9 protein-coding genes and 1 pseudogene are annotated in these 8800 nt (G+C 43.4%); 7 read left to right on the top strand and 3 right to left on the bottom strand.

The features are described 5' to 3' along the window. Nucleotides 1–40 precede the first annotated feature (40 nt). Nucleotides 41–550, bottom strand: a complete 510-nt coding sequence (locus WS40_RS08235; RefSeq protein ID WP_046441648.1) for a Gx transporter family protein — start codon at nt 548–550, stop codon at nt 41–43. Between the two features lie 10 nt (nt 551–560). Further along, on the bottom strand, nt 561–932 hold the full coding sequence (locus tag WS40_RS08240; protein WP_181982652.1) for a NusG domain II-containing protein: 372 nt from the start codon (nt 930–932) through the stop codon (nt 561–563). Nucleotides 933–1413: 481 nt separating this feature from the next. Between WS40_RS08240 and WS40_RS08245 the strand changes: the two genes are divergently transcribed. From WS40_RS08245 to WS40_RS08270, 6 genes are all read left to right on the top strand, one after another. After that, nucleotides 1414–2700 carry a UDP-N-acetylglucosamine 1-carboxyvinyltransferase gene (locus WS40_RS08245; RefSeq protein ID WP_046441649.1) on the top strand — a complete coding sequence of 429 codons (1287 nt, stop codon included), beginning with the start codon at nt 1414–1416 and terminating at the stop codon, nt 2698–2700. A 70-nt stretch (nt 2701–2770) separates the two neighbouring features. Continuing rightward, nucleotides 2771–3595: an HAD family hydrolase gene (locus tag WS40_RS08250; protein WP_046441650.1), complete on the top strand. Its 825-nt coding sequence runs from the start codon at nt 2771–2773 to the stop codon at nt 3593–3595. A gap of 2 nt (nt 3596–3597) precedes the next feature. Next, nucleotides 3598–4383, top strand: a complete 786-nt coding sequence (locus WS40_RS08255) for an MBL fold metallo-hydrolase (protein WP_046441651.1) — start codon at nt 3598–3600, stop codon at nt 4381–4383. Next, nucleotides 4380–4865 carry a 23S rRNA (pseudouridine(1915)-N(3))-methyltransferase RlmH gene (rlmH, locus tag WS40_RS08260; RefSeq protein WP_046441652.1) on the top strand — a complete coding sequence of 162 codons (486 nt, stop codon included), beginning with the start codon at nt 4380–4382 and terminating at the stop codon, nt 4863–4865. Before WS40_RS08255 ends, rlmH begins: the two co-directional genes overlap by 4 nt. A 44-nt stretch (nt 4866–4909) precedes the next feature. Then, the gene (locus WS40_RS11560) at nt 4910–5083 is read left to right on the top strand and encodes a hypothetical protein (RefSeq protein ID WP_325208494.1); all 174 of its coding nucleotides are present in this window, start codon (nt 4910–4912) and stop codon (nt 5081–5083) included. 63 nt (nt 5084–5146) lie between these two features. Further along, a complete protein-coding gene (locus WS40_RS08270; RefSeq protein WP_046441654.1) occupies nt 5147–6616 on the top strand; it encodes an alpha-N-arabinofuranosidase in 1470 nt (489 codons plus the stop codon). A gap of 291 nt (nt 6617–6907) precedes the next feature. Here the strand turns inward: WS40_RS08270 and WS40_RS08275 are convergent, their stop codons facing one another. Next, entirely contained in the window at nt 6908–8224 is a 1317-nt protein-coding gene (locus WS40_RS08275; protein WP_046441655.1) for a hypothetical protein, read from the bottom strand. 284 nt (nt 8225–8508) lie between these two features. Between WS40_RS08275 and WS40_RS11565 the strand changes: the two are divergent. Next, nucleotides 8509–8800 (top strand): annotated as a pseudogene (locus tag WS40_RS11565) (IS481 family transposase); the annotation flags it as partial.

Below are 8800 nucleotides of genomic sequence, written 5' to 3' on the forward strand. Positions count from 1 at the left end.
AACAAAACAGCGGTCATCAGGTATGCCCCTGACGCCGCTGTTATCTTTTTATGCTGTATTTTCTAAGTGGCGACTTCCACAATCTTTGGAGGATAAGACCATTGAGCGTGCCTGTGAGAATGCCGCTTATTATGAGATAAGGCAAAAGGCTGAACACCGCCCATGTGCCTGATATCACTGCCGCCGCACAAAGCTGACCTATGTTATGGAAAAACCCACCAAAAACTGATGTCACCCAAAGCTGGTTTTCACCAACTCTCGAAACCGCAATGCACATGGCGAGATACGCTAAAATTCCGCCTGTAAGTGAGAACGCAAAGCTCACCACAGTTCCGTAAAGCCCTGCCGCAAGGATTATTCGCAAAAGCAGCACCAAGCCTGCCTCTTTTCTGCCAATAAAAAGCATTGCTGCCATTGTGACGATATTGGCAAGCCCAAGCTTCATGCCGCCTATGGGCATAACAGGGAATTGTGCTTCAACCATGAAAATGATAAGTGACAAGGCGGTAAAAATTCCTATGAGGGTGATTTTTTGTACTGATATTTTCATGCTTCCACCCCTATATCACAGCGTCAGCAGAGGTCTCACCGACTATTTTTATCACAAGCTTGTGCGGTGCACAAATGACAGTCTGTCCTGCGTGGGATATCTTTCCTGCATGAACACAGGTCTGGTTCGAGCAATCTGCGACAGACACCCAAATGCTTCCCTCGCCAACGGTTATGGTATTAGTGCCGTTTTCTGTCTTTATCTCAAAGGAATACTCCTTATCGGGGGAAAGGTCAGAAACTGTCTTTATGAGCTTGCCGTTTTCATATATTTCGGCAGAATTTTCTCCGCTCTTTCCACCTGTGAGGAAAATAAATATCAGGCACGCAGCGATAACAGCCGCAAAAACTGCCGCCCATATGAGATTCTTTCTTTTTACCACTGCCGCACTCCCCTTTTTACAGTATATCTGTTGTTATGAGTATACCACAGCCGTTCTTTTTCGTCAAGGCAAACAGCAAGTGTCTGATTTTTTGTACTTAAATATTACAGCAAGGTTACAATAAGGTACAAGATTTCGTACAGTTGTAACATTGCTGTAATTTTCGCCTAAAAAGCCGAAAAAATTGTCGAAAATTTATCAAAATATCCTTATTCACTATTGATTTTTTGAATGGGGTGTGTTAAAATATAAGAGTTGGATATTCTATTGTTAAGAGTATGTGAACATTCGTTCTTTTTATAGACCGCCATAGCCTGCATTATATGGGCAGATTTAACGATTGCTTGGGTGTATGTTAAATGATTTTAACCAAATCGTTGAAATTCTTGCTTTTTGCTTTTATTTTGCCTGTGGCTGTGGTATAATAATCTGAGCGTCGGCAGAGAGAGAAGCCGACAATCTCGTTAAGGAGTGTGTAAACTTGGAGAAGTTTGTTATACATGGAGGTAAGCCGCTGCATGGTACTGTGCAGATAAGCGGTGCAAAAAACGCTGCTGTTGCATTGGTTGCGGCAACTATCCTGTGCGACGAGCCGTGCGTTCTTGAGAACGTGCCTGAGATAAGCGATATAACTAAGTGCATGAAGATCCTGCGTGAAATGGGCGCAGAGGTCAGACTTTTAGATAAAAATACTATATATTTTGACACAAAGGGCATTGAAAAGCCTGAAGTGCCATATGAACTTGCAAGAACCATGAGAGCGTCATGCTATTTTCTTGGCACACTGCTTGGAAGATTTCACGAGGCTTTTGTTCCGATGCCGGGCGGCTGTGACCTTGGCGACAGACCTATAGATCAGCACCTTAAAGCTTTTAAGGCGCTTGGTGCGTCTGACGAGATAGTGAACGGAGCTAATCATGTCACAGCGGATGAGCTTGTGGGCAATCAGATATACTTTGACTTTGTTACAGTTGGCGCAACTATGAATGCAATATTTGCCTCTGTAAAGGCAAAGGGGCTTACTATAATCGAAAATGCGGCGAAAGAGCCTCATATCGTTGACCTTGCGAACTTCCTTAACTCAATGGGTGCTGATATCAGAGGTGCAGGTACAGACGTTATCAAGATAAGAGGCGTTGATTACCTCAAAGGCGTTACCTATGCGACTATCCCTGACCAGATAGAGGCAGGCACTTATATGGTAGCGGCGGCTGCCACAAAGGGCGACGTTGTTATCGCAAATGTTATCCCTAAACACCTTGAGTCTATCACAGCAAAGCTACGCAAGGTAGGCGTAAACGTTGAGGAAAGCGACGAGAGCGTTCATGTTTGGGTAGACGGTCCGCTCGTGAAAACTTCTATAAAAACTATGCCGCACCCTGGCTTCCCTACTGATATGCAGCCGCAGTTCTCAACACTGCTGACACTTGCAGAGGGTACGAGCATCGTTACAGACGATATTTTTGACAACAGATTCAGATATGTGGCTGAGCTTAGAAGAATGGGCGCTGACATTTCTGTTGACGGCAAGGTGGCTGTTATACAGGGCGTTGGCAAGCTCAAAGGTGCTCCTGTTGTGGCAACTGACCTGAGAGCAGGTGCGGCAATGGTCATTGCCGGTCTTGCGGCTGAGGGAACGACTGAGATAGACAATATTTTCTACATCGAAAGAGGATATGAAAAGATAGATGAGAAACTCAGAGGGCTTGGAGCTGACATTCAGCGTGTTTACAAGCCTGACGCTAACGAAATGGAGCTTAGCGGCTGATTAATATTGATAACACTGCGGCGGCATATTATTTGCCGCCGTTTTTTTACAGCATTTGAGAGGACATGATATGGAGCTTTTTATTTCCGACCTTGACGGAACGCTGCTTAACGGCAATGCAGAGGTGACGGAGTTCACAAGAGACACTTTGAACAGGCTCATGGCAAAGGGGCTTAACTTCACTGCCGCCACTGCAAGGACGCTTGCTTCCGCAGGAAAAATACTTTCGGGGCTTGACCTGAAGCTTCCCGTGATACTTATGAACGGCGTGCTTATTTATGATATGGCGGAGAAAAAATACGTCAAGATAAACAGCCTTTCCAGGGAGCTTTGCGGTCTTATCATAGGTCTTTCAAAAGGGCTTGGTTTAGAGCCTTTTATGTACTCGGTTTCAGATAACCAGCTTTCCACAAGATATGAGAGGCTTATTTCTCCTGCAATGAAGAGCTTTTACAACGAACGCAGAGAGAAATATTATAAGTCTTTCACGCAGGTCAGTGACCTTTCTCAGTACATCGACAATGTGATATACTTCACATTTATTGCAGAAAAAGAAAAACTTGTACCGCTGTATGACGCTCTTAAAGAAAATGAAAAGCTGAACATCACATACTATTATGATGTTTATGACCCCAAGCTTTGGTATCTTGAAGTGTTCTCTTCGGCGGCTTCTAAGGAGCGAGGCGTGAGGTATCTTCGTGAGAATTACGGCTTTGACTTTGTCACGGCTTTTGGCGACAACACCAACGATCTGCCTATGTTCAAGGCGGCTGATAAAAGAGTGGCGGTAAAAAACGCATGCAAAGAGGTGCTTGAAGGCTGCGACCAGGTGACAGGCACAAATGAGGAGAACGGCGTTGCAGAGTATCTTCTGAAAACTTTTGAAAGGAATTAGTTATGGCAAGGATATATCCACTTTTTTCATCAAGCAAGGGCAACAGCTCTTTTATCGGCAACAGTGACGGCGGGATACTTGTTGACGCAGGAGTTTCCTGCAAACGTCTTTGTGAGGCTTTGAAAGCTAACGACATCGACCCTGCTGTGATACAGGGAATTTTTATCACACACACACATTCAGACCATGTTTCGGGGCTTAAAGTTCTCACGAAGAAATATCATATCCCTGTATTTGCCCAAAAGACCAATCTTGAGATACTTGTATCTGACGGCAAAATAGACCCTGCCTGTGATGTCAACGAGGTGGACGGCAATGAAGTGTGCATAGGAGATTATGCCGTAAAAGGTTTTGCCACATTTCATGATACCCCTGCAAGCTGTGGATATCAGATAAAGACCCCTGACGGCAAGCAGGTGTGCGTATGCACCGACCTCGGCACTGTTACAAATGAGGTGGATATGCACCTGAGCGGTTCTGACCTTGTTTTGCTGGAGTCAAATTATGATGAGTCAATGTTGAAAAATGGACCTTATCCATACGAGCTGAAAAGGCGCATCGCTTCAGACCACGGACACCTTTCAAACTCTGCCTGCGGAGAACAGCTAAAAAAGCTTATGACAGCAGGTACATATAAATTTATTTTAGGGCATTTAAGTCAGGAAAACAACACGCCTTTTCAGGCTGAAAACTCGGCTGTGGGAGCACTTGGGGATTACGAACGCAACAGCGACTATATTTTACATATAGCAAAGCCTGAGGGCAGCGGAATGGCGGTGGCATTTTGATAAGGATAAATCTTATTACAGTTGGAAAACTGAAAGAAAAATACTGGCGTGACGCAGCGGCGGAATACTCAAAGCGGCTGGGGGCGTTCTGCAAGCTTGAAATAGTTGAGCTGAACGAGTCGAGGTTATCTGACAACCCTTCTGAAAAGGAGATAGCGGCGGCGCTTGAAAACGAGGCGAAAGCCATGAAAGGCTACACTGACATCAAGGGCGCATACAATATTGCAATGTGCATTGAGGGCAAGCAGCTTTCAAGTGAAAAGCTGTCCAAAAAGCTCAGCGAATGTGGTCTGAACGGATTCAGCACAGTGAATTTCATAATAGGCTCATCATTTGGCATTTCCCCTGAGATAAAGGCGAAAGCTGACCTGCGCTTATCAATGTCGGAGATGACATTTCCGCACCAGCTTGCAAGGATAATGCTTTTGGAACAGGTTTACAGGGCCTTTCAGATAAGTGCTAATACTAGGTATCATAAGTGAATTTCGGATATGACAAAACCGCCCTTTGTGCCTGTCATGTAGTGATGAACATCAAGATCGAGCATCTTATTGTAAAGTTCAAACAGCTCACTTTCGGTCTTGCTGGTCAAAAAATCATTGGCATTGATAATTTCAAGAACAAGCTTAAAACGGCTGATAAAAATATCGTTCAGCTTGTATGCACAGCTTTTGCTATCCATAGAATCATCTGTAATTGAAATATGAGGATTTCTTGACTTAGTATTATAATATTATAATTCAGCATGCTACGGAGGTATAACATGAAAAAAATATCAATGGTAATAAATGCAGACGACAGGCTCGGACATATCTCTCCCGAGATATACGGACATTTTTCCGAGCATCTCGGAAGATGTATCTACAATGGTATATATGTGGGTGAAAATTCACCTATTCCGAATACAGACGGAATAAGGAATGATATCATCGAGGCGCTCAGAAATATAAAAGCTCCTGTTTTCCGCTGGCCCGGCGGCTGCTTTGCAGAAGAATATCACTGGCAGGACGGTATCGGCGAAAAATCTCTGCGCCGAAAGATCGTGAACACGAACTGGGGCGGAGTTACGGAGGATAATTCTTTTGGCACGCACGAATTTATGCGCTTCTGTGAGCTTGTTGGCTGCAAGCCTTATATAAACGGCAATGTTGGCAGCGGCAGTGTTCGTGAATTATCCGAATGGATAGAATATATGACCTCAGATGCGGAATCACCTCTCACAGAGCAGAGAAAGAAGAACGGCAGAGCCGAGCCGTGGAAACTCGAATACCTCGGTATCGGCAATGAAAACTGGGGCTGCGGAGGAAATATGCGTCCCGAATATTACGCCGACGTTTATAAAAGGTATCAGACATTCTGCCACAATTATTCGGGAAACAGACTTTACAGAATAGCCTGCGGTTCAAGCTCTGCCGACTATAACTGGACAGAAGTCATGATGAAAAATCTTGACAGCAATAATGTTGATGCTATCGACCTGCATTATTATACGATGCCGGTATGGCCCGAAATGGAGTCTGCCACCGATTTTGACGATGAGCTTTATTATAAAACTATAGCTGCAGCGAACTTTTCCGATGAGCTTATCACAAGACATTCGGAGATAATGAACCGCTATGATCCCGAAAAGAAAATAGGACTTGTAATAGGAGAGTGGGGCTGTTGGCATAAGGTAGAAGAGGGTACGAACCCGGGATTTTTATATCAGCAGAATACAATGCGTGATGCTATCGTTGCTGCAATAGAGCTGAATGTTTTTAACAGACACAGCGACCGTGTTGTAATGGCAAACCTTGCGCAGGCGGTGAATGTTCTCCAATCTGTCATTCTTACAGAGGGCGATAAGATGATAAAAACGCCTACATATCACGTTTTCGACCTTTTTAAAACACACCAAAACAACGAGGCAGTTTACTGCTATACGCAGAACGAAAATATGTCGGAAGGTAAAAATGCTCCGATGATCTCGGTTTCCGCATCGGTGAACGAAAAGAGTATGACCGTTACCGTCGCAAACTGTTCGCTTACGGAAGAGGCTGCTGTTGAATGCAGCATTTTCGGTTTTAAAGCATCATCAGTTTCTTGCAGGATACTTACAAATGAGGCACACAGCTATAACGACTTCGACTGTCCCGACAGAGTGAGCATTACCGAGCATACGGCAGTCATCAAGGACAATGTGTTAAAGCTGAATATTCCGCCTTGTGCTGTTGTGGAATGTGTTGTTGACTAAATATTGTGGCATATTCACAGTGCATTTCGTCTTTATAATAAAAATATAAGCATAAGAGCTGCGTTTCATTAAAGAAGCGCAGCTCTTTGTTTTATAAAGCCATAATATGTTGGGCATTGTACTCGCAAAAAAATAATGCATAAAAGTGGCTTCTGTTGATAAAATGTGAATGTGTTCACATTTTGGGATTTTCTCCTTATGTGCTACAATTGGGCAAGGATGAAACTGAAGGATTTGTCAACATGACAAAACCGCCGCAACCAAACTCGGTTGCGGCGGTAATTTTATCTGCTATGAATTATTGTTCTTGCTGTAATACTCTGTCTGCTTATCGTAGACCACTTTCGGTGTGTAACGCTTTATGGCCTTGTTGTTCACCTTGATGTCAAGCTTTTCTACCCAGCTTGTTAATTTCTTCTGAAATTCATCGCTCTTCATTTCTTTTAGAAGATCTTCATGATTGTCCTTGGCATATTCTGTATCTCTGTCCTTAACATCGCCCTTGATAAGAATGTAATATGCGTTATCGTCCTCATAAGCTGTTGCAACGTCTGTGCTCATACCGCTTACTTCTTTGAGTATCTTGCCGTTTGTAGTGTCTTTCTGTGAATCGTCCATTGTGCCGTAATTCATCATCTTTTCATTTGCATACGGGTCAGGTGCAGAAGAAGAACTGTCTGCGGAAGAATCTGTATCTGACGCTGCTGTGCTTGAATCTGCTGTGCTGTCAGATACAGAAGATGTATCGTCGGAAGCTGTGGAACTTGTGTCGCTCTCTGCTACAGAAGAAGTGTCGTCAGAAGTCGTGCTGCTGTCTGCGGCTGATGAATCGCTGTCAGCGGCGGAGCTTGAATCTGAGGCTTTCTTTGAAGCAACATAGTCGTTGTACTCGTCTATAATGCTGTCGAAATCGTCAAACGAAACTCCCTGAGCCTTTTCAAGGAACTCATCTCTTTTTGCCTTGGCTTCCTCATTTGCAGCGTCTGCTGAGTCTGTAGAAGAATCGGTGGCTGATGATGAAGAATCAGTTGATGCTTTAGTTTTTGCAAAGGAAATGGATTTATATCTCAGGTAGTTATCATCAAGATACTTCACCATTTCATCGTCTGAAACGGCTTCCTCGCCGCCCTCTGCATAGTAGTGATCAAAAAGCTCTTCTCTCATTTTAGAGCCTTTGAGTGCAAGCTTTACAGATTCCTTTGAGATACCCTCTGACTCGTAAAACTCGCCCTGAGAATCCCATGTGCTGCTTATGCTGTCATTAATGGACTTTATATCCTCATCTGAAAGAGTAAGTCCAAGCTCGTTGAACTTGTCAACTACAGCCGCATACTCCTTAGTTGCAGTGAGAGCATAATCTGAAAGATACTCGTCAAATGCCTTTCCGTCTACCTTCTGATCGAAATAGTCCTTTTTGATGCCCTTCTGATAATACATCATCGTCATTTGATATGACATTTCTGTAAGCTCATTATAAATGTAGATACCTGCGTTTATCTTGCTGTCACCTGCTGTCATCACATAGCTTGTGTCCGAGCAAGCGGTAAGGCTCGCAGTACAAAGCAATGCGGCAGTAAGAGCAGCCGTTATTTTTTTAGCTTTAGCCATTTTATTATCCATTTCCTTTCCGAAAAAATCGTCTTACTAACAGGCAGAAAACCGCCTTAACTTTTACATTATACTACATTTGAGCCTATAAGTCAAGTGGATATGTGTCTGTAGTGCTACAATAGATGTAGTGCTACAATAGATATTGGACAAAATTAAGAAAAAAGAAAAGAGAGATAGGCAAAAATCTGATAAAATAAAGTTACCACACAAATACAAATCAGAAAGGAAGCCTATCTCTCATGAATAGTATAACACAAGATATGAAGTTTCGTCAATCCTTAATGAATTACGCAAAGAAATATGGAGTGAGCCGAGCGAGCAGAAAATACAATAAATCACGTTCATATATATATTTCTGGCTGAAACGCTGGGACGGAAGTGTGGAGTCCCTTGCAGTTAAATCACGCCGACCGCATCATCATCCCAATGAGCATACCAAGGAAGAAATAGATCTTATCAAAAGGTATCACAAACGGAACCCGACACTTGAGCTTCCCGAACTATGGCATCGTCTCAGGAAACAAGGGTATACACGCTGTCTTGAAAGTCTTTACAGGGTTATGAAAAAACTAG

Origin of the sequence: Ruminococcus sp. N15.MGS-57 (genome assembly GCF_000980385.1) — a bacterium.
Lineage (GTDB): Bacteria > Bacillota > Clostridia > Oscillospirales > Ruminococcaceae > Hominimerdicola > Hominimerdicola aceti.